Genomic DNA, 21,554 nt, shown 5'->3' with positions numbered 1-21,554 from the left:
TCAGCCGAACTGCCTTTCGATCTCGGCGAGTTTCTCCTCCAGGGAGTCCAGCCGGGGGATCGTCTGGGTGTCGTCCTCGGCGGTGAGGTCGACGGTGCCGCGCCGGCCGGGCGCGTCGGGCTCGGCGCCGGCCACGGCCTTCAGGGCCGGCCGGGGGCGCTTGGCCGGGTCGCCGTGGCGCAGCGGCGCCGCATCGACCGGTCCGGCGGCGTCCGGCCCGGCCGACGGAACGGGCTCCGCGGTGGGTGCCGCGGACACCGCCGGCGGGCTCACCGTGACGGCGACCTGGCGTCCGCCGCCCCGTCCCCAGGAACGGTGCTGCCGGTTGAGGGCCTTGATCCGGGCCCGGTCGAGCTTGCCCTGCTCCCGCCTGCGGAGGCGGCTTCGGGCCTTCTCCCGCTTGTCCTCGCGGACCTCTTCGACCGCCTCGTCCAGCGTCCGGACGCCTTCCAGCAGCATCAGCGACCAGGCCGCGAAGGTCTCGCGGGGCGCGCGCAGCCAGCGCACGATCCGGATCTGCGGCAGCGGGCGGGGCACCAGGCCCTGCTCGCGCAGCGCCGCCCGGCGGGTCTGCTTCAGCGCCCGGTCGAAGAGGACCGCCGCCGACAGCGACATCCCGGCGAAGAACTGCGGGGCGCCCGCATGGGCCAACCCGCGGGGCGCGTGCACCCAGTTGAACCACGCGGCCGCGCCGGCGAACGTCCACACCAGCATCCGGGAGCCGAGCGCCGCGTCTCCGTGACTGGCCTCGCGCACCGCCAGGACGGAGCAGAACATCGCGGCGCCGTCGAGTCCGAACGGCACCAGGTACTCCCAGCCCCCGGAGAGGCCGAGGTTCTGCACGCCGAAGCCGACCAGGCCGTGGAAGGACAGCGCCGCGGCGACCGCGGCACAGCAGAACAGCAGCACGTAGGAGGCGGAGGCGAAGACGGCCTCTTTGCGGCGGCGACGTTCCTCGCTGCGCTCCCAGGAGTCGTCGGCGCCGGCCGGCCGGCCCGCTCGTCTGCCGCGCAGCAGGAGGACGGCGGTGGTCATGACCCCGGCGAGCAGCAGAATCGACGGAATCAGCCAATTCAGCGATATATCAGTCATTTTCATCCCGGAATCCCTTGTTCAGGTTGCGGCACGTTCGCGGATTCGCGAGTGCGCGCGCCATCCTGACGGAACCCGTCACGCCCGCACGGGGTTTCGGAGCAAGAGAACGCCAAGGGGTAGCGGGGTGGGCAGTTGAGCCGTTCCGGGCTCGAACTGCCGTGCAGTGACCGGCGGTTGTGTACGAGACGCGACCGCCGGTGCGGGTGGCGGCCGCGTCAGGAGGTTGCGGTGAGGCGGCTGATGCGCTCCGCGTCGCAGGTGCGCGGGCAGGTGACGCAGGTGTCCTCGGGGCGCAGCGTGTAGTACATGCAGCAGCTGGCCCGGTCCCGGGTGGGCAGGGCGGTGCCGTCCGGCCCGGTCAGCTCGCGGAACCCGGCGCCGGCCGCGTACGGCGCGGTCGAGCCCGGCAGCAGCCGCGCCAGCTCCGCCGCCGCGCGCCGCTCCTCGCCCAGCAGGTGCCCGATGTACCAGAGCCCCTCGACGATCTCGTCGGACGCCATGCCCCAGGCCGCGCGGGGGCCGCGCCGCATCCGGGAGCGGAAGCCGTCCAGGATCGGCCGCAGGTGGTCGGCGACCGCGCCGCGGACCTCGGCGCGCAGCGCCTCCTCGTCCGGCACCACCCGGGCGCCGGGCAGGGCCGCCGCCGGGTCGTCCGGAAGGCACCCGAAAGAGCCTGCGCGTACCGCCATCCGGCGTAGCTCGCGGTGGAAGCGGACGTCTCCCGCGGCGAGGTGCGGCACCCGGCGGTGCAGGAACCACGGGACGGTGATCAGCAGACAGGCCGGCCAGGCGTAGCGGTGCAGCGCGAAGCCGGCGACCACGTCGGGCCGGGCGGCCCGCCCGTAGTCCCGGGTGATCCGGGCCGCCTCGTCGGCGAGGAAGCCGTCCAGCACCGGCCCGTCCGTGAACAGGGCGGACGCGTCCAGCCAGTCGTCCCCCTCGGGGGGCGTGGCGCCCCAGAGCGTCACCTGCAGGTCCGGGAAGACCTCGGCGAGCCGGGCGTAGGCGTCCGCGGCGGGGTGGGCGGCGGGGGCGACGGGCGCGGCAGCAGCGGCAGGAGGCATGCGGGGGACCACCGAATCGAGATCGTTGGCAGGTAAGGCTTACCTTATCCGAAATCTCTACCCGTGCCCGCTGAGGTGTGAACCGGTACTTCGGGCGCTTATGGTGCTATGGCCCCTCGCCCGGCGCCCGGTACGTCCGCCCGGCGGACGACGCGGGGCGGCGACGGGCCCGAGCCCCGATCGCCGGACGCCCGTCGTCCGCCCGGACCCAGCACGCCAGCAGGAGGAACGCCATGGAGCAGGGCACAGCGGAGCCGCAGCCGGAGGCCCGGGTGCGGGCGCCCGGGTCCGGCCCCCTGCTGCCCCGGCCGCGCCGGCACTCGGTGCGCGGCCAGGTCCTGGACGCCCTGCGCCAGGCGCTGGCCGCCGGCGAACTGCTCCCCGGCGAGGTCTACTCCGCGCCGGCCCTCGCCGAGCGCTACGGCGTCTCCGCGACCCCGGTCCGCGAGGCCATGCAGCAGCTCGCCACGGAGGGCGCAGTCGAGGTCGTGCCCAACCGCGGCTTCCGGGTCAGCGAGCGCAGCTCCCGCGATCTCGCCGAGCTCGCCGAGGTCCGCACCATGCTGGAGGTGCCCGCGATCCTCCGACTGGCCAGGGCGGTGCCGCCCGATCGCTGGGAGAAGCTCCGCCCGCTGGCCGAGGACGGGGTGGCCGCCGCGGCCCGGGGCGACCGGGCCGGGTACGCCGACGCCGACCACGCCTTCCATCAGGGCCTGATGGCGCTCACCGGGAACCGCCGACTCACCCAGGTCACCGGCGACCTGCTGCGCCGTGCACAGTGGTCGGCCGGCGGCGGTGCCCGGCTCCGCACGGCCGAGCTGCTGGCCGACGCCTCCGAGCACACCGCGCTGCTCGACGCGCTGATCGCCCAGGAGTACGCGGTGATCGAGCGGATCGCCCGCGAGCACCTGTCGGCGGCCCGGCACCCGTACTGAGGCGGCGGGGGCGCGGCGCGGGCTCAGAGGGCCGGCAGCAGCTCCGCCAGCGGCAGCGCCGCGACATCGGCGGCGGGCCGGGAGACGTACAGCTCGGCGTGGTAGAAGCCGTCGGCCTCCTTGCCGCCGACGGTCAGTCCGCGGGTCGCCAGCGCGTCCAGGGCGGCCCGTCGCTCGGCCTCGTCGGCGAACTGCCGCTGCCGGAACGACCGTGTGGTGAGTCGCTCGGTCACCAGCCCGGCCCGGGCCAGCAGCGCGGAGACCGGCCGGTACGACACCGTGCGCAGCACGAACGCGGCGACCCAGGGCGGCGCGGTGATGCAGTCGAAGAGCCGGGCGAAGGTGCGCGCGGTGATGTAGCCGACACCGCCGGTGACGGTGATCAGGTCGGTGCCCTCCAGCGCCCGGCACAGCTCCGGGGCGGGCGCGTCGGCCTCCAGGTTCGCCGCGAAGCCCTGGTCGAGCAGGCCGGCCGCCACGGCGTAGCCGACCGCGCGTTCCGCCGCGTCGATGCCGATGATCCGGGCGGCTCCGGGCCGCCGCAGGGCGGCGTAGAAGGGCCGGTCCTCCTGGGCCAGGCGGTCGCCCTGCGGGGCGTCGGGCCCGGCGTCGGCGTAGCGGTGGTAGAGGTCGTCGAGGGTCACCCGGTGGTTGAGCAGTGCCGCGTTGACCCCGTAGGAGCAGCACAGGTCCACGACGCGGAGCGGCCGACGTCCGCCGCGGTGCTGTTGCAGGGCGTCGGCCAGCGCGCGGAAGATCGCCTGGCCGTGGTGCGGGATCTGGTAGGCGAGGGGTTGCAGCGTGCTGAAGTACCGGCGCGGATCAGGGCAGTTGTAGATCGACTCGAAATGCGCCTTGCCCCAGTCGATTCCGGTGCTGGTGTGGGTCACTCCTGCCACGGTGCGCCTCCTGACAGGCTTTGCCAAACGGAGCTGGTCCCGGACCAGCATCCAGGCCGCGCCGTCCGGTCGCAGTGCGACTTGTGGCCATTCTCGGGGCAGGTGGTGCGTGGCGCTACCGACCGGTCGGCGACCGGGTACCCGCCGCCAGCCCCCTCGGCCCGGCCGATCCGCCGCCGGCGGGGGTACGGATCCGGCCAATCGGCGCGGCGCGCGGCATGGCCGAGGTCGGGGGGTTGACGACCGGGACGCGCCCGCCGGGGCCGCTCCCGGGCGCGGGGAACCCAGGGCCTGCCCTGCCCGATGGGTCGGGGTCGGGGTCGGACAGACCCTAGGCCGCGTCGGTCGGCTGCTCCGGCTGCTCCGGAGGGGCCGGGGGGAGCTGGTGCGCGAGCCAGGTGGGGACGCCGCCCATGAGGCGGAACAGGCGGGCGGCCTCGGTGCGCAGGCGGACCGCCTCGTCCTCCGGTGCGGCATCGGCCAGGGCCGCCAGTGCCGGTGCGGTGCCGACCAGGAAACCCAGCTCCTCGCGGATCCGCAGGGACTCCGCGAAGCCGTGCCGGGCCTCCGCCAACTCCCCGTCGCGCAGGGCGAGTCCGGCCAGGTGACGCCAGGTGAAGGAGAGCAGTAACGCATCGCCCTGGGCGGTGGCGCCGGCGTGTGCGCGGCGGTAGGCGGCGCGGGCGGCGTCCGGGCTGTCGGCGATGTGCTCGGCCATCAGGCCGCGGCGGAAGTCCAGCAGCGGGCGGCCGGCCGCACTCGGGGCGAGCAGCGCGGCGGCCCGGCCCAGCGCCGACCGCGCCTCGTCGGCCCGGTCGCGGATGCCCAACACCGTTGAGGTGTAGGCGAGTTGGCCGCGTTCGCAGGCCGCTCCGCCGCGCTCCTCGTCGTCGCCGGCCAGGGCCTCCGCGGTGCGCAGCGCGTCCTCGGCCTCGGCCCAGCCGGTGGCGGTGAACATGCAGCGTTCCACCAGGAGCGCGGCGCGGCGCAGCGCGGCGGGTGCCTGTCGGGCCGCGCGGGGTTCCAGGAGGGCGGCCGCGTCGGCCCAGCAGCCTCGGGAGCGCAGTCGCCACACGGCGCGGTCCAGGGGGTCGTCCCCCGCCGGGCCGGTCGCCGCCGGTGGGATTCCCGGTCGTGGTGCCGGGACCGGTGCCTGATCCGCGGACCTCATGGAATCCGCGGGATCCGCGGATCCGGACATGGCGGTATCCGCCACAGTGCCCTCCCCGAGCGCCATTGAGCGGGAACACAGGATGCTGTGGGCGCATCTCAGCACGAATCCCGTCGTCGGGCCAAGGGGGTGGGTGAAAGATTTCACAATCGCGCGGGGCGGTCATGGTGGCCGATACGCGGTGGTTTGGCGGCGTCGCGGGGCGGAGCGTTCGCCCGGCGCGGCAACGGTGTTGACGCGATGCCGCCCGATCGGGGGAACCCCGGAGGAGGCGGGGTGACGGTGGCGCGGTACACGCCGGGCGGGTCGGTGCGCGCTCCGCGCCGACCCGCCCGACATCGCCCGCCTGACAAGCCGTCAGCTCATCCGCAGGGCCAGGAAGAAGTCCAGCTTGTCCTCCAGGCGCGAGAGGTCACGGCCCGTCAGCTGCTCGATCCGGCCCACCCGGTAGCGCAGGGTGTTGACGTGCAGGTGGAGGCGGGTGGCGCAGCGCGTCCAGGAGCCGTCGCAGTCGAGGAACGCCTCCAGGGTGGGGATCAGCTCGGCCCGGTGGCGGCGGTCGTAGTCCCGCAGCGGGTCCAACAGCCGCGCGGTGAAGGCCCGGCGCACGTCGTCGGGGACGAACGGCAGCAGCAGCACGTGCGAGGCCAGCTCCTCGTGGCCGGCGGCGCAGACCCGGCCGGGGCGGGCGGCGGCGACCCGGCGGGCGTGCCGGGCCTCCTCCAGGGCGCCGCGCAGTCCCTCGGCCGAGTGGACGGAGGCGCTGACGCCGATGGTGAGCCGACCGTCGCCGTCCAGGCCGCGGCCGAGCGGCTCATGGATGGCGCGCAGCAGGTGGTCGGCGTGCAGGCCGTCCGTGGTGGCGGTGTCGGTGGAGTCCTCCGGGACGGCCGGCAGCGGCACCAGCGCCACCGCCTCGTCGCCGGTGTGCGCCACCGCGATCCGGTCCGAGGGCTCGGGGCCGAACGTGCCGGGATCGACCAGCACCTCCTCCAGCAGGCTCTGCGCCACCGGGCCGCCGGGGACGTCGCCGCCCTCCCACTCGACCCGGGCCACCACGATCTGCCAGTGCGGGGCGGCCCCCAGACCGGGCAGCAGGACCGGGGCGGCCACCCGCAACCGGGCGGCGATCTCGGCCGGCGGGGCGCCGGTCTGGACCAGCTCCAGGACCTCCTGCGCGAGCCGGCGGCGGACCGTGCGGGCGGCGTCCCGGCGGTCCCGTTCGACGGCGATCAGCTGGGTGACGCCGTGCAGCAGGTCCAGGCGCTCCTCGGACCAGTCGCCGGCGTCCGCCTCGACCGCCAGCAGCCAGTCGCTGAGCAGCGTCTGCCGCAGGTCGCGGCCCTCGTGGCGGATCGGGAAGAGCGAGTAGGTGGCCCCGGCCCACCCGTCGCCCGGCCCCCGCCCCTCATCGAGGCGCTGCGCGCCGCCCCCTTCGATGGTGATCCGGTGCGGGCCGCGGCGGCCGCTCCGGGCGGCGGCCAGGTGCTCGCCGGCCAGGCGGGCGCCCAGCTCCGCGGGCAGCTCCGGCCCGGCGCCGGCCAGCGAGGAGCCGGCGATCTGCCGGCCGGTGGGGGAGAGCACCCAGGCCCGCAGGTCCAGGTCGGAGCCGAGCAGGTCCAGGACCACCTCGGGGCCGCCGCCGGCCGGCCCGGAGGTCATCAGCCGCCGGTGCCGGTCCACCACGGCGGCCAGGTCGCCGGCCCGTTCACTGGAGACCTGCCGGACGACGTGCTCGGTGATCGAGGCGAAGGAGACCTTCTCGTCGACCGCGAACAGCGGCAGCCGGTGCCGGGCGCACGCCTGGACGAGGTCGTCGGGGATGGCGCCCAGCTCGGCCTCGCCGGCCGCCAGCCCGGCGACGCCCGCGCCGGCCAGGATGCGGACGAACCGCTCGGAGTCCTCCGGTTCCCGGCGCCAGGCCAGGCCGGTGAGGACCAACTCGCCGCCCGAGAGGTAGCGACTGGGATCCCGCAGGTCGGTGGTCATCACGCCACGGACGGTACGGTCCAGCTCATCCTCGCCCCCGAGGAGCTTCAGGCCCAGAGAGTGTGTGTCCAGGAGTGCGCGGAGCCGCATGACCTCGCCCGCCGTTCTGTGCTGTCTCGTGTTGCCGGTGGAATGCCGCGAGGTTTTGATCCCTCGTCTTTCGTTCGAATCTACAAGACGGGCGGCGTGGCCAGCCAACCGCTTCATGGTTTCAGTGACTGCACCGGGTGGGTGCCGGGCGCGTTCACTAAGCCCAACCGCGTTAACAAGACATGAACGGCAGCATGGCGACAGGGTCCGAAGGTCCCGACCATGTGCAGCGAACGACCCGATTTCGTAGAAGAGGCCAACCATGGACTTCCTTCGCCCCGCCAGCTGGGAGGAGGCGCTCGCCGCCAAGGCAGAGCACCCTACCGCTGTACCCATCGCGGGCGGTACGGACGTGATGGTCGAGATCAACTTCGACCACCGCCGCCCGGAGTACCTGCTCGACCTGAACCGGATCGGTGACCTGGGGGAGTGGGAGGTCGGGGAGAAGACCGTACGCCTGGGCGCCTCCGTCCCGTACACCAAGATCATGGAGAACCTGCGGGGCGAGCTGCCGGGACTGGCCCTGGCCTCGCACACCGTGGCCTCCCCGCAGATCCGCAACCGCGGCGGCGTCGGCGGCAACCTCGGCACCGCCTCCCCGGCCGGTGACGCGCACCCGGCGCTGCTCTCCTCCGGCTGCGAGGTCGAGGTCGAGTCGGCCGCCCGCGGTGTGCGGATGATCCCGATCGACGAGTTCTACCTCGGCGTGAAGCGGAACGCCCTCCAGGCGGACGAGCTGATCCGCGCGGTGCACCTGCCCAAGGCCGACGGCCCGCAGCAGTTCTCCAAGGTCGGCACCCGCAACGCCATGGTCATCGCGGTGTGCGCCTTCGGTATCGCGCTGCACCCCGAGACCCGCACGGTCCGCACCGGCATCGGTTCGGCCGCACCCACCCCCGTGCGGGCGAAGGAGGCCGAGGCTTTCCTCGCCGCCGCGCTCGAAGAGGGCGGGTTCTGGGAGAACGGCAAGATCATCACCCCGTCGGTCGCCAAGCAGTTCGCGGACCTGTGCTCCGCCGCCTGCAACCCCATCGACGACGTGCGCGGCACCGCCTCGTACCGCCGTCACGCGGTCGGCATCATGGCCCGCCGCACGCTCGGCTGGGCCTGGGAGTCCTACCGCGGCCAGTCCGCCCGCACGGAGGGAGTCGCGTAATGCGCGTCAATTTCACGGTCAACGGCCGTAAGCAGGAAGCCGACGACGTGTGGGAGGGCGAGTCCCTGCTGTACGTGCTGCGCGAGCGGATGGGCCTTCCCGGTTCCAAGAACGCCTGCGAGCAGGGCGAGTGCGGTTCGTGCACCGTCCGCCTCGACGGCGTGCCGGTGTGTTCGTGTCTGGTGGCCGCGGGACAGGTCGAGGGCCGCGAGGTCGTCACCGTCGAGGGGCTCGCCGACTTCGCCAAGAACCGCTCCTGCGGCGGCCACGAGGGCGACGCCTGCGGCACCTCCCTGCAGGAGGCCCAGGGCTGGTCCGCCAAGGGCACCGACTCGCAGACCGGCGAGGGCACCGAACTCGCCCCGATCCAGCAGGCGTTCATCGACGCCGGCGCGGTGCAGTGCGGCTTCTGCACGCCGGGTCTGCTGGTCGCCTCCGACGAGCTCCTGGAGCGCAACCCGAACCCGAGCGACGCGGACATCCGCGAGGCGCTGTCGGGCAACCTGTGCCGCTGCACCGGCTACGAGAAGATCATGGACGCGGTGCGCCTCGCCGCGGCCCGCCAGTCCGAGCCCGAGGGGGTCTGACGCCATGGCAGACACACGCACCACCGGTATTCCGTCCAAGGTCACGCAGGGGTCGCAGACCAAGGGCGGCATCGGCGAGTCCACGCTCCGTCCCGACGGCATCCTGAAGGTCACCGGCGAGTTCGCGTACTCGTCCGACATGTGGCACGAGGACATGCTGTGGGGCCAGATCCTGCGCTCCACCGTCGCGCACGCCGAGATCGTCTCGATCGACACCAGCGAGGCGCTCGCGACCTCCGGCGTCTACGCGGTCCTCACCTACGAGGACCTGCCGACCGAGGTCAAGAACTACGGCCTGGAGATCCAGGACACCCCGGTCCTGGCCCACGGCAAGGTCCGCCACCACGGTGAGCCCGTCGCCCTGGTCGCCGCCGACCACCCGGAGACCGCGCGCCGCGCCGCCGCGAAGATCAAGGTCGAGTACAAGGAGCTGCCGGTCATCACGGACGAGGCGTCCGCGACCGCTCCCGACGCCGTCCTCGTCCACGAGAACCGCGACGACCACCACAGCGGGCACGTCCCGCACCCGAACATCGTGCACCGCCAGCCGATCATCCGCGGCAACGTGGCCGAGGCCCGCGAGCGGGCCGACGTCATCGTCGAGGGCGAGTACACCTTCGGCATGCAGGACCAGGCGTTCCTCGGCCCGGAGTCCGGCCTCGCCGTGCCGTCCGAGGACGGCGGTGTCGACCTCTACGTCGCCACCCAGTGGCTGCACTCCGACCTCAAGCAGATCGCCCCGGTCCTCGGCCTGCCCGAGGACAAGGTGCGGATGACGCTCTCCGGCGTCGGCGGCGCGTTCGGCGGCCGCGAGGACCTGTCGATGCAGATCCACGCCTGCCTTCTGGCGCTGCGCACCGGCAAGCCCGTCAAGATCGTCTACAACCGGTTCGAGTCGTTCTTCGGCCACGTCCACCGCCACCCGGCGAAGCTCTACTACGAGCACGGCGCCACCAAGGACGGCAAGCTCACGCACATGAAGTGCAAGATCGTCCTGGACGGCGGCGCCTATGCGTCGGCCTCCCCGGCGGTCGTCGGCAACGCCTCCTCCCTCTCCGTCGGCCCGTACGTCATCGACGACGTCGACATCGAGGCCATCGCGCTCTACAGCAACAACCCGCCCTGCGGCGCCATGCGCGGCTTCGGCGCGGTCCAGGCGTGCTTCGCGTACGAGGCGCAGATGGACAAGCTGGCCGACAAACTGGGCATGGACCGGGTGGAGTTCCGCCGGCTCAACGCCATGGAACAGGGCACGATCATGCCGACCGGCCAGCCGGTCGACTCCCCGGCCCCGGTCGCCGAACTGCTGCGCCGCATCAAGGCGATGCCGCTGCCGCCCGAGCGTCAGTGGGAGTCCAGCGAGGGCGCCGACGTCCGTCAGCTGCCCGGCGGTCTGTCCAACACCACGCACGGCGAGGGCGTCGTGCGCGGTGTCGGCTACGCGGTCGGCATCAAGAACGTCGGCTTCTCCGAGGGCTTCGACGACTACTCCACCGCCAAGGTGCGCATGGAGGTCATCGCCGGCGAGCCCGTCGCCACCGTGCACACGGCCATGGCGGAGGTCGGCCAGGGCGGCGTCACCGTCCACGCGCAGATCGCCCGCACCGAGCTCGGCGTCCACCAGGTGACGATCCACCCCGCCGACACCCAGGTGGGCTCGGCCGGTTCGACGTCCGCGTCGCGTCAGACGTACGTCACCGGCGGCGCCGTCAAGAACGCCTGCGAGCTGGTGCGCGAGAAGGTCCTGGAGATCGGCCGCCGCAAGATGGGCACGTACCACCCGGCGTGGGCGACCGCCGAACTCCTGCTGGAGGGCGGCAAGGTCGTCACCGACGGCGGCGAGGTCCTCGCGGACATCGTCGACGTGCTGGAGGACGAGGTGGTCGAGCTGGAGGAGGAGTGGCGCCACCGGCCCACCGAGGCATTCGACCTGACGACCGGTCAGGGCAACGGCCACGTCCAGTACTCCTTCGCCGCGCACCGCGCGGTCGTCGAGGTGGACACCGAGCTGGGCCTGGTCAAGGTCATCGAGCTGGCCTGCGCCCAGGACGTCGGCAAGGCGCTCAACCCGCTCTCCGTCATCGGCCAGATCCAGGGCGGCACCACCCAGGGCCTGGGTGTGGCGGTGATGGAGGAGATCATCGTCGATCCCAAGACCGCGAAGGTGCGCAACCCCTCCTTCACGGACTACCTGATCCCCACCATCCTCGACACCCCGACCATCCCGGTCGATGTGCTCGAACTCGCCGACCAGCACGCCCCCTACGGGCTGCGCGGCATCGGCGAGGCCCCCACCCTGTCGTCCACCCCGGCCGTCCTCGCGGCGATCCGGAACGCGACCGGGCTGGAGCTCAACAAGACCCCGGTACGGCCCGAGCACCTGACGGGTTCGTAACGGAGCACCGCCTGGGGGCCGCCTCCCCAGGCCCCCGATCCTCCGGGCGGTGCGCGGCAAGGGGTGTCCCTGTCCGTCCTCCTTCGCGCACCGCCCGGAGTCTCCCCGCACCATCCGCACCATCCCCAGGCTGACCTGCTCCAACTCGACGCAGGCAGTACCACGTTCGTCTCGGGCCGTCCCCCGGGTCGTGCAGCCGAATATCCATCCCAAATCTCGTCGCCTCGGCGAGGGCCCCTATGAACCTTGGGAGTAAGGCACCATGACCCAGCAGTCCACTGAGCCGAGGACCACGGCGGAAGACGCGGGTGACGGCTCGCGCCAGCCCGCCGGCCGTTCCTGGCTCGACCGGTACTTCCACATATCCGACAGAGGGTCGACCCTCGCGCGGGAGACGCGCGGCGGCATCACCACCTTCATGGCGATGTGTTACATCCTGCTGCTCAACCCGGTGATTCTGGGCTCCGTACAGGACGTCCAGAAGCACGGCCTCGATCACTCCGCCCTGGTGACCGCCACGGCCCTGGGCGCGGCGGTCTGCACCCTGCTGATGGGCTTCATCGGCAAGGTGCCGCTGGCCCTCGCCGCCGGCCTCAACGTCTCCGCCGCACTGACCACCCAGGTGGTCCCGCACATGACCTGGCCGCAGGCGATGGGCATGTGCGTGATGTACGGCGTCGTCATCTGCCTCCTGGTCGTCACCGGGCTGCGCGAGATGGTCATGAACGCCATCCCGCTCGCGCTCAAGCACGCGATCACCATGGGCATCGGCATGTTCGTCGCCCTGCTCGGCCTGGTGAAGGCCGGCTTCGTGGGCAAGGGAGCCGGCGGCCCGGTCACCCTCGGCAGCGACCTCTCGGGCCACCTGGTCGGCTGGCCGGTCCTGTTCTTCTGCATCACCCTCCTCCTGATCTTCATGCTCCAGGCCCGCAAGGTGCCCGGCGCCATCCTCATCGGCATCGTCGTCGGCTCCGCGCTGGCCATCGGCGCCACCAAGCTCGGCGGGCTGACGGCCAAGGACTGGGGCGGCACGCCCCCGACCCTGGACGGCAACGCGGTCTCCATGCCGGACTTCGGGCTCTTCGGGCACGTGGAGTTCGGCGGCTGGGGCTCCATCGGCGCACTCAGCGTCACCATGATCGTCTTCACCCTGGTGCTGGCCGGGTTCTTCGACGCGATGGCCACCATCATCGGTGTCGGCACCGAGGCCAAGCTCGCCGACGACAAGGGCCGGATGCCGGGCCTGTCCAAGGCGCTGTTCGTCGACGGCGCCGGCGGTGCGATCGGCGGTCTGACCGGCGGTTCCGGCCAGACCGTGTTCATCGAGTCGGCCAGCGGCGTCGGCGAGGGCGCCCGGACCGGCCTGTCGTCCGTCATCACCGGTCTGCTCTTCGCGGCCTGCCTCTTCTTCACCCCGGTCACCCAGCTCGTGCCCGCCCAGGTGGCCGCCGCCGCGCTGGTCGTCATCGGGTCGATGATGATGAGTGTGGCGGGGCACGTGGACTGGAGCGACCGGGCGACGTCGATCCCGGTGTTCCTCACCGTGGCTCTGATGCCGTTCACTTACCAGATCACCACCGGCGTCGGTGCCGGCGTCATCGCCTACACCGCCATCAAGGCGGCCCAGGGCAAGTGGCGCGAGATCGGTGCCTTCATGTGGGTGCTGACCGGCATCTTCCTCGTCTACTTCTCGCTCCATCCGATCGAGCAGTGGCTGGGCGTCAAGTAACGCCCGCCCCGCTCCCATCCGTAAGGAGACCGACATGCTGGACATCGCCGACGAGCTGAACCGGTGGGTCGAGCAGGGACGCACCTTCGCCGTGGCCACGGTCGTGGCGACCAACGGCAGTGCGCCCCGCCAGCCCGGCGCCGCGCTCGCCGTCGACAGCGACGGCACGGCGATCGGGTCGGTCTCCGGCGGATGCGTGGAGGGAGCGGTCTACGAGCTGTGCCAGGAGGCACTGCAGACCGGTCGGCCGGTCCTGGAGCGCTTCGGCTACAGCGATGAGGATGCCTTCGCGGTGGGTCTGACCTGCGGCGGAATCATCGACATCTTCATCACTCCGGTACGGGCGAGCATCCCCGGCGCCGCCGCCGACGGCGGCCCCGCGGGGGACCCGGTGGACAGCGACGCCGCGACGCTCGCCGCCGCGCTGACCGCCGCCTCCTCAGGGGAGGCGGCGGCGGTCGCGCGGATCATCAAGGGCCCGGACGATCTGCTCGGCCGCGCCCTCCTCGTCCGCCCCGACGGCAGCCACACCGGCACCCTCGGCGGACACCCGGCCCTGGACCGCACCGCCGTCGAGGAGACCCGCGCCCTGCTGGACGCCGGGCGGACCACGACGGTGGAGATCGGGGCGGACGGTTCGCAGTGCGGCCGGCCGGTGCTCCTGCTCGTCGAGTCCTCGGTGCCCGCCCCGCGCATGATCGTCTTCGGGGCGATCGACTTCGCGTCCGCGCTGGTCAGGGTCGGCAAGTTCCTCAACTACCACGTCACCGTCTGCGACGCCCGCCCCGTCTTCGCCACCCGGACCCGCTTCCCGGACGCGGACGAGATCGTCGTCGACTGGCCGCACCGCTACCTCGATTCCCAGGAGCTCGACTCCCGCGCGGTGCTCTGCGTCCTCACCCATGACGCGAAGTTCGACATCCCGCTGCTGGAGCGGGCGCTCAGGCTCCCGGTCGCCTACGTCGGCGCGATGGGCTCCCGCCGCACCCACCTCGACCGCCAGCAGCGGCTGCGGGACGTCGGACTCACCGAACTGGAGCTCAACCGGCTGCGCTCGCCCATAGGGCTGGACCTGGGCGCCCGCACGCCCGAGGAGACCGCGCTGTCCATCGCCGCCGAGATCGTCGCCAACCGCCGCGGCGGCACCGGCGCCCCGCTGACCGGCGCGCACACCCCCATCCACCACGATGCCCCCCGCTCGGTGGGGCGGATCGGCGAGGTTGCCTGACGCATCGTCAGGAAGGCGTGGAGGGGCGCCTGTTGACGCACCTACCGCCGTTCCCGGACCCGTACCGGACGGCGAGTGCCGCGGCGCACCGCCGCACACGGGATGCACCAGACCTACGGGACCGGTGTACCTGACACCGCCGGTCCCGCGGGAGGGCGGGCGTGCCGTCCGTCACGGCACGGGCGTGGCGTGGGGGCCGTGCCCGTGCCGGCTCGCCTCCTGATCCCGCTCGGGACCCGGCGCGGCGCCCGGCGGCCCGGACCGGCGGCGCCGCACCAGCGCGGTCACCCCCAGCGCCAGGGCCAGCAGCGCCAGTCCGGCCGGCACGGTCAGCCCCGCGTGATAACCGGCGAGCGCGGCGCCCGGCGAGCCGCCGGACCCGGTCACCGCGACCGTCACCGCGGTCACCGCCGACAGCCCGAAGGCCGCACCGAACTGGAACGAGGTGTACAACAGGCCGCCGGCCAGGCCCTGTTCGGCGGCTTCGATCCCGTCCGTCGCCACGATCGTCAGCGGCCCGTAGACCAGGGCGAAGGCGATCCCCACCAGCAGCATGCTGGGGAACATCGCCGGGTACGGCCAGTCCGCGCCCACCGGCAGGAACAGCGCATAGCCCAGCCCGGCGCACAGCAGGCCGGCGACGATCACCCGGGCATGCCCGAACCGCCGCACCAGCCGCGGGGTGAGCACCGGCGCCAGCACCGCATCGGCGCCCATCGCCAGCATCGCGTAACTGGTCCGCTCGGCCGACCAGCCGCGCAGCTCCTGGAAGTAGAGCACCGCGACGAACTGGAAGCCGAAGAAGCCCGCGGTGAACAGCAGCGCCATCGCATTGGCCCGGACCAGCGGCCAGGAGCGCAGCAGGCCCAGGCGCACCAGCGGCGCAGCGGACCGCCGCTCGATCACCACGAACGCCGCCAGCAGCGCCACCCCCGCGGTGAGCACCGCCGCGGTGCGCAACACCGGTGCGTGCGCGGCCTGTTCGACGCCGAGGACGAGCAGCAGCACCGCGCCGGTCACGGTGAGCGCGCCGGCCAGGTCCACCGGTGGCCGGCCACCGGTGCGCACCGGGTCCCGGGGCACCAGGCGCAACCCGGCCATCAGCACCAGCAGCGCCGGCACCATCGGCGCGAAGAACACCCAGCGCCAGTCGACCGCGGTCAGCAGCCCGCCGGCGATCAGTCCGGCCGAGAAGCCGCCGCCGGAGGTCCCGGAGTAGATCAGCAGTGCCCGGTCCCGGCGCGGTCCGGCCGGGAATCCGGTGGTGATGATCGACAGCCCGGCGGGCGCCATGAACGCCGCGCACACCCCGGTCACGAAGCGCGCCGCGATCAGCGTGGCGCCCTCGGTGGCCAGCCCGCCCAGCCCCGAGAAGACCGTGAACACCGCGAGCGGCACCAGGAACATCCGGCGCCGCCCGAACAGGTCGGCGGCCCGCCCGCCGAGCAGCATGAACCCGCCGTAGCCCAGCACGTAGGCGCTCATCACCCACGTCAACGCGCCGGTGGAAAGGCCCAGTTCGCCGCGGATCGGGGGCAGCGCGACATTCAGCATGCCGATGTCGATGCCCTCCAGGAAGATCGCCCCACACAGGACGAGCAGCAGCGGCCAGGACGCCGCCGGGGACCGGGACATAGCGGTGCTCCTTACATGACGCGCATGGTTACCTCTTGTTACTGACCGCATCGTGCGGCACCGTTGGGGATCATGGAAGAAGGCACTATGAAGTCACCCGGTCACCTGACAGGAACCATGGGCGGACAACCGGCCGCCGCTGCCACTGCCGCCGTTCCCGGCGTTCCCGGCGGCTGTGCCGACGGCGGCGCGGCGGACGCCGACTGCGACTACGACGCCCGCCAGTGGGACGTCCGGGAGGGCTGCGAGGTCCGGCAGATCCTCGACCGGGTCGCCGACAAGTGGTCGCTGCTGGTCATCGCCCTGCTCGACCGGCGGGTGCTGCGCTTCACCGAACTCCGCCGGGAAATCGACGGCATCAGCCAGCGGATGCTGACCGTCACCCTCCGCCAGCTGGAGCGGGACGGCCTGGTCGGCCGGACCGTCCATCCGGTCGTGCCGCCCCGGGTGGATTACGAACTCACGCCGCTGGGCGCGACCCTGCACGACACCATTCAGGCCCTGGTCACCTGGACCGAGGAACACCAAAGCGAAATCGCGGTGGCCCGGGCCGCCTATGACGAGCGGGTCGCCCGCGAACGAGGCGACGCAGCTCACACCCCGCACTGAGGGAATGGGGTGAAAGAATGACGGGCAACCGGTGAACGTATGGCAGTATGGGGCAGCGAGGGGCCCTTCCAAGGGGTGTCCCCGCGATGTCCGCGCGAGCAAGGAGGTGATCGGGATGAGTCCCGAAGGAAGTCCTTGCCGCAGCGCTGCCCGCTGCTGATCGCGCCGTTCTCCGCGTGATCGCGGCTTTTCCCCGCACTGCTGTGTGCTCCCACCGGTGAATCCCGGGCGCTTTCCGCTGCCCGCCGGACCCGGCACATCCGCACGCCCGCAAGGGTGCGGAGCCTTCGGTCCCAGGGTGCCGGCGGTACCTCCGCACGGTCCGGTTCACCGATGAATGCCTTTCCCGGTAATTTTCCGTAATTCTCAGCGCCCGCGCGCACCGGTTTCTTCGGCCTGCCCGAAAACATTCCGACAAGGATTCCGTCCGGCGAATTCCGGACGCAGGGATCACCTCCTCCGGGGGATTCTCCTGTGTTTTCCGACCGTTCTCCGGCTGATTCCCCAAGGACCCCACCCGGTCTTCTCCCCGCCTTCTCCCGGCTTTTCCCGCTCTCCTCCCGGTCGTCCATCGACCTTCTCCCGGCCTGCTCCCGGATGTTCTTCCGGACCGTTCGCGGGGGGGGGCTTCCGGGACTTCCGGGGGCTTCCGGGATTTCCGGCGGAGGCCGGGGCCGGCCCGCCCGCGGGTGCGTCAGGAGGTTTCGTCATGATCACGAAGACCACCCCGACCACCACCCCCACCCCGCCCACCCCCGAGACGCTCGCGCCGCCGGGCCGCCGCCCCCGCCGGGAGCGCCGGGCCGCCGAGCTGGCGGCCCGCACCCGGCGGATCGCCGGCCGGCTCTCCGAGTTCAGCGCCCTCCCCGCCGAGACGGTCCTGCACGACCTCGGCAGCACCCCGGCCGGCCTCACCCACCGCGAGGCGGAGCTGCGCCGGGAGCGGGACGGTGCCAACGCCATCGCCCAGGACCGCCCGGCGCGCTGGTACGTCCAGTTGGCCAAGGCGTGTCGGAACCCGTTCATCCTGGTGCTCGCCGTGCTGGTCGCCGTGATGTACGGGCAGTGGCTCCAGGTCTCCGACACCGAGCCGTTCGACCTGAAGATCGTCATCCTCGGCGCGATGGTGCTGATCAGCGTCGGACTGCGGTTCTGGCAGGAGTACCGCTCCGGGGCCGCGGCCGACGCGCTGCGCGCCCTGGTCACCACGACCACCGCGGTGCAGCGCCGGGCCGGCCGCGGCCGGATCCCGGCCACCGTCGAGATCCCCATGGCCGACGTCGTCGCCGGCGACGTCGTCAAGCTGGCCGCCGGCGACCTCGTCCCGGCCGATCTGCGGCTGCTCGCCGCCAAGGACCTGATGGTCAGTCAGGCGGCGCTGTCCGGCGAGTCGCTGCCGGTCGCCAAGGCCGACACCCGGCTGGCCACCGACCGCGGCGAGGACACCACCCGCGACCCGGTCGAGGCCGGCAACCTCGTCCTGACCGGCACCTCCGTCACCTCCGGCAGCGCCACCGGCGTCGTCGTCGCCACCGGCGCGGACACCTACCTCGGCTCGATGGCCGGCGCGCTGGTCGGCGAGCGCCCGGAGACCAGCTTCGACACCGGCGTGAAGAAGGTCAGCTTCCTGCTGATCCGCTTCATGATGGTGATGGTCCCGGTGGTGTTCCTGCTCAACGGGCTCACCAAGGGCGACTGGGCCGAGGCGTTCACTTTCGCGGTGGCCGTCGCGGTCGGCCTCACCCCCGAGATGCTGCCGATGGTCGTCACCACCAACCTGGCGCGCGGCGCGGTCGCGCTGTCCCGCCGCAAGGTCGTCGTCAAGCACCTCAACGCCATCCAGAACCTCGGCGCGATGGACGTGCTGTGCACCGACAAGACCGGCACCCTCACCGAGGACCGGATCGTCCTCGACCGCTACCTCGACGTGCACGGCCGGCCGGACACCGAGGTCCTCGAACACGCCTACCTCAACAGCCACTTCCAGACCGGGCTGCGCAACCTGATGGACCAGGCCGTCATCGACCGGATGCACGAGGCCGAGGAGGTTGTCGTCGACGCCCGCTTCACGCTGGTCGACGAGATCCCCTTCGACTTCGCGCGCCGCCGGATGTCGGTCGTGCTGCGCCGCAACGACCTCGACGGCCCCGCCGCCGAACACCTCCTGATCACCAAGGGGGCGGTGGAGGAGGTCCTCGACCGGTGCGACCGGGTCGCCCACGCCGGCGACAGCGTCGAACTCACCGGCGCGCTGCGGGACAGCGTGCTGCGCACCGCCGAGGACCACAGCCGGCAGGGCATGCGGGTGCTGGCGGTGGCCGTCCGCACCCTGCCCGCCGACCCCGACGGCACGGAGACCGTCCGCACCTCCTACGGCGTCGCGGACGAGGCCGGGCTGACCCTGATCGGCTTCCTCGCCTTCCTGGACCCGCCGAAGCGGGACGCGGCCGAGGCGCTGCGGGCGCTCGCCGACAACGGCGTCGCGGTCAAGGTCGTCACCGGCGACGGCGAACTGGTCGCCGCCCGGGTCTGCGAGCAGGTCGGCATCGACCCCGGCACCCCCGTCACCGGCGCCGAGATCGACGCCCTCGACGACCTGGAGCTGCTCGACCGGGCCCGTACGGCGACCCTGTTCGCCAAGGTCAACCCGGTGCAGAAGGCCCGCATCGTGCGCGCCCTCCAGGCCGACGGGCACACCGTCGGGTTCCTGGGCGACGGCATCAACGACGCCGCGGCGCTGCGCGACGCCGACGTCGGCATCTCCGTCGACACCGCCGTCGACATCGCCAAGGAGTCCGCCGACATCATCCTGCTGGAGAAGGACCTCACGGTCCTCGGCCAGGGCGTGCTGCGCGGCCGGCTGACCTTCGGCAACACCATCAAGTACCTGAAGCTGACCGCCTCGTCGAACTTCGGGAACGTCTTCTCGGTGCTGGTCGCCTCGGCGTTCATCCCGTTCCAGCCGATGCTGGCGCTCCAGCTGCTGGTGCAGAACCTCCTGTACGACATCTCCCAACTGGCCACGCCCTGGGACCGGATGGACGCCGACTACCTGCGCACCCCGCGCACCTGGGACGCCCGGGGCATCCGCCGCTTCATGCTCGTCCTCGGCCCGACCAGCTCCGTCTTCGACATCACCACCTTCGCGCTGATGTGGTACGTCTTCGGCGCCGACAGCGAGGTGCACCAGGCGCTGTTCCAGTCCGGCTGGTTCGTCGAGGGCCTGCTGACCCAGACCCTGGTCGTCCACATGCTGCGGACCCGGCGGGTCCCGTTCGTCCAGTCCCGGGCCACCTGGCCGGTGCTGCTGATGACCGCGCTGGTGATGGGCGTCGGCCTGTGGCTGCCGTTCTCGCCGCTGGCCGGGGCGCTGGGCCTGCAGGCGCTGCCGCTGGCCTACTTCCCGTGGCTGGTGGCGACGCTGGCGACGTACTGCCTGCTTACCCAGGGCGTGAAGCGCTGGTACATCCGCCGGTTCGGCGAGTGGCTGTGAGCCGACCCGCGGCGGGCCCCGCGCCCGCGGCCCCGGACCTACGCGCCGGGGCCGCGGGCGCGGGGCCCGCCGCGTCCCCGGACGGCGGGGCGTGCCGGAGCCCGCGCACCGCCCCCGACGCCAGCGGCGCCACCGCGGCCAGCGCGGACACCGCCCCGGCGACCGCGACCACCCGGGAACCGCCGTACGCCTGGGCCAGCGGGCCCACGCACAGCTGTCCCAGCGGGATCGCCGCGTACGCCAGCAGATCGGCGCAGGCCGCGACCCGGGACAGCGCATGGGCCGGGACGTGCTCCTGGAGCGAGGTGTCCCAGGCGATGCCGGTCACACAGACCCCGAGGCCCGCCGCGAAACCGGCCGCGATCAGCCAGGGCGCGCCCAGCCGCGCCCCGAGCACCAGCAGCGGCACCGCCCCCAGCGCACTCGCCACCTGCCCCAGCGCCAGCAGCCGGCCGACCGTCAGTCGGTACAGCACCGCCCCGCTCACCAGCAGTCCGATGCCCCGGGCGCTGAGCACGAGCCCCCAGGCGGCCCGGCCGGCGGCCCGCTCGGTCAGCGCCGGGCCCAGGATCTGCCAGGTCCCGGTCTGCACCAGATTGATCACGAAGAACGACAGCGTCGCCGGCCCGGCCCACCGGACCCGCCGGAACTCCCGCCAGCCGCCGCGGACCCCGGCCCACACCGAGGCCGGCCGCCGCGCGGGCGCGGCGCCGTGGCCCGGGAGCCGCGTCAGGCAGCCGGCGGCGACCGCGTAGCTCACCGCGTCGCAGGCGATCGCCGGCCCGCTGCCGACCGCCACCACCAGCAGCCCCGACAGGCTCGGCCCCAGCACCTTGGTGGCGTTCCGCACCGTGCTCAGCAGGGCGTTGGCGGGCCGCAGCGACGCTGTGCCGACCAACTCGGGGACCAGGCCGCGCAGCGCGGGGGTGGTGAACGCCGCGCACACCCCGCCGAGCACCTCCAGTGCGGCGACCGGGGGCAGCGCGTAGTGCCCGGTCAGCAGCAGCGCGGCGACCGCGCCCTGGGTGCCGGCGGCGCCCAGGTTCGCGGCCATCAGCACCGTCCGGCGCCGGAACCGGTCCGCGGTCGCGCCGCCCACCAGCAGGAACGCCAGCAGCGGCAGCATCCGGGCGGCCAGCACGACGCCGAGGTCGCCGGGCCGACCGCCCGAGCCGTCCAGCACCGCGAACGCCAGCGCCACCGGCGCCATGGCACTCCCCAGCAGCGACACCGCCTGACTGGTCAGGAACCAGCGAAACCCAGGGCGGGAGAGGGGGGAGGCGGCTGCGCGGGAGAGGGGGGAGGCGGCTGCGCGGGAGGGCGGCGGGGCGGGGGCATCGGGGTCGACGGCATCGGGGGAGGGGCGGGAGGCGGAGTCCATGGCCGGAGTCTGCGCGGACCGGCGCGGAATCCTATGCTTTCGGCCGGAGACGAAAGGTCCGGGCACCGGCCGGCGACACCCGGCCCGGCCCGGTGACG

At 73.0% G+C, this 21,554-nt stretch carries 15 protein-coding genes; 8 read left to right on the top strand and 7 right to left on the bottom strand.

Annotated features, from left to right (window positions below; all coding sequences use genetic code 11):
• Positions 1–1,098 carry a DUF2637 domain-containing protein gene (locus SNOUR_RS10690; protein ID WP_067346009.1) on the bottom strand — a complete coding sequence of 366 codons (1,098 nt, stop codon included), beginning with the start codon at positions 1,096–1,098 and terminating at the stop codon, positions 1–3.
• Between the two features lie 212 nt (positions 1,099–1,310).
• Positions 1,311–2,159 (bottom strand): (2Fe-2S)-binding protein, encoded by an 849-nt coding sequence (locus SNOUR_RS10685; RefSeq protein ID WP_067346007.1) that lies wholly within the window; start codon positions 2,157–2,159, stop codon positions 1,311–1,313.
• Positions 2,160–2,392: 233 nt separating this feature from the next.
• On the opposite strand from SNOUR_RS10685, the gene SNOUR_RS10680 reads away from it, so the two are divergent.
• Positions 2,393–3,094: a GntR family transcriptional regulator gene (locus SNOUR_RS10680; RefSeq protein ID WP_067346005.1), complete on the top strand. Its 702-nt coding sequence runs from the start codon at positions 2,393–2,395 to the stop codon at positions 3,092–3,094.
• A 23-nt stretch (positions 3,095–3,117) separates the two neighbouring features.
• On the opposite strand, the gene SNOUR_RS10675 is transcribed toward SNOUR_RS10680, so the two are convergent.
• The 3 genes from SNOUR_RS10675 to SNOUR_RS10665 all read right to left on the bottom strand — a co-directional run bounded on the left by SNOUR_RS10675 (position 3,118) and on the right by SNOUR_RS10665 (position 7,243).
• Positions 3,118–3,984, bottom strand: coding sequence for a hypothetical protein (locus SNOUR_RS10675; protein WP_067346003.1), 867 nt, complete (start codon positions 3,982–3,984; stop codon positions 3,118–3,120).
• Between the two features lie 340 nt (positions 3,985–4,324).
• Entirely contained in the window at positions 4,325–5,164 is an 840-nt protein-coding gene (locus tag SNOUR_RS10670) for a hypothetical protein (RefSeq protein ID WP_067358084.1), read from the bottom strand.
• Positions 5,165–5,521: 357 nt separating this feature from the next.
• The gene (locus SNOUR_RS10665; RefSeq protein WP_067346001.1) at positions 5,522–7,243 is read right to left on the bottom strand and encodes a PucR family transcriptional regulator; all 1,722 of its coding nucleotides are present in this window, start codon (positions 7,241–7,243) and stop codon (positions 5,522–5,524) included.
• Between the two features lie 262 nt (positions 7,244–7,505).
• Here SNOUR_RS10665 and SNOUR_RS10660 point away from each other — a divergent pair, with 262 nt between their 5' ends.
• From SNOUR_RS10660 to SNOUR_RS10640, 5 genes are all read left to right on the top strand, one after another.
• Complete coding sequence (locus tag SNOUR_RS10660; RefSeq protein WP_039631690.1) at positions 7,506–8,399, top strand: FAD binding domain-containing protein; 894 nt, start codon at positions 7,506–7,508, stop codon at positions 8,397–8,399.
• Positions 8,399–8,986 carry a (2Fe-2S)-binding protein gene (locus SNOUR_RS10655; protein ID WP_067346000.1) on the top strand — a complete coding sequence of 196 codons (588 nt, stop codon included), beginning with the start codon at positions 8,399–8,401 and terminating at the stop codon, positions 8,984–8,986. The genes SNOUR_RS10660 and SNOUR_RS10655 overlap by 1 nt, the downstream gene beginning before the upstream one ends.
• Positions 8,987–8,990: 4 nt before the next feature.
• Positions 8,991–11,381, top strand: a complete 2,391-nt coding sequence (locus SNOUR_RS10650; RefSeq protein ID WP_067345998.1) for a xanthine dehydrogenase family protein molybdopterin-binding subunit — start codon at positions 8,991–8,993, stop codon at positions 11,379–11,381.
• Positions 11,382–11,643: 262 nt separating this feature from the next.
• Positions 11,644–13,110, top strand: coding sequence for an NCS2 family permease (locus SNOUR_RS10645; protein WP_067345997.1), 1,467 nt, complete (start codon positions 11,644–11,646; stop codon positions 13,108–13,110).
• Positions 13,111–13,144: 34 nt separating this feature from the next.
• Complete coding sequence (locus SNOUR_RS10640; protein WP_067345995.1) at positions 13,145–14,338, top strand: XdhC family protein; 1,194 nt, start codon at positions 13,145–13,147, stop codon at positions 14,336–14,338.
• Positions 14,339–14,509: 171 nt separating this feature from the next.
• Here the strand turns inward: SNOUR_RS10640 and SNOUR_RS10635 are convergent, their stop codons facing one another.
• On the bottom strand, positions 14,510–15,973 hold the full coding sequence (locus SNOUR_RS10635; RefSeq protein WP_067345994.1) for an MFS transporter: 1,464 nt from the start codon (positions 15,971–15,973) through the stop codon (positions 14,510–14,512).
• Positions 15,974–16,045: 72 nt separating this feature from the next.
• Between SNOUR_RS10635 and SNOUR_RS10630 the strand changes: the two genes are divergently transcribed.
• Entirely contained in the window at positions 16,046–16,582 is a 537-nt protein-coding gene (locus tag SNOUR_RS10630; protein ID WP_079142495.1) for a winged helix-turn-helix transcriptional regulator, read from the top strand.
• Positions 16,583–17,291: 709 nt separating this feature from the next.
• Positions 17,292–20,075 carry a magnesium-translocating P-type ATPase gene (mgtA, locus tag SNOUR_RS10625; RefSeq protein ID WP_079142494.1) on the top strand — a complete coding sequence of 928 codons (2,784 nt, stop codon included), beginning with the start codon at positions 17,292–17,294 and terminating at the stop codon, positions 20,073–20,075.
• On the opposite strand, the gene SNOUR_RS10620 is transcribed toward mgtA, so the two are convergent.
• A complete protein-coding gene (locus tag SNOUR_RS10620; protein WP_079142493.1) occupies positions 20,023–21,456 on the bottom strand; it encodes an MFS transporter in 1,434 nt (477 codons plus the stop codon). The genes mgtA and SNOUR_RS10620 overlap by 53 nt on opposite strands.
• Between the last annotated feature and the right edge of the window lie 98 nt (positions 21,457–21,554).

The sequence above is a fragment of the Streptomyces noursei ATCC 11455 genome (assembly GCF_001704275.1).
In the GTDB taxonomy this organism is placed as follows: domain Bacteria; phylum Actinomycetota; class Actinomycetes; order Streptomycetales; family Streptomycetaceae; genus Streptomyces; species Streptomyces noursei.
Note: the sequence above shows the minus strand (reverse complement) of the source record. Positions and strands in the feature narration are given on the sequence as shown.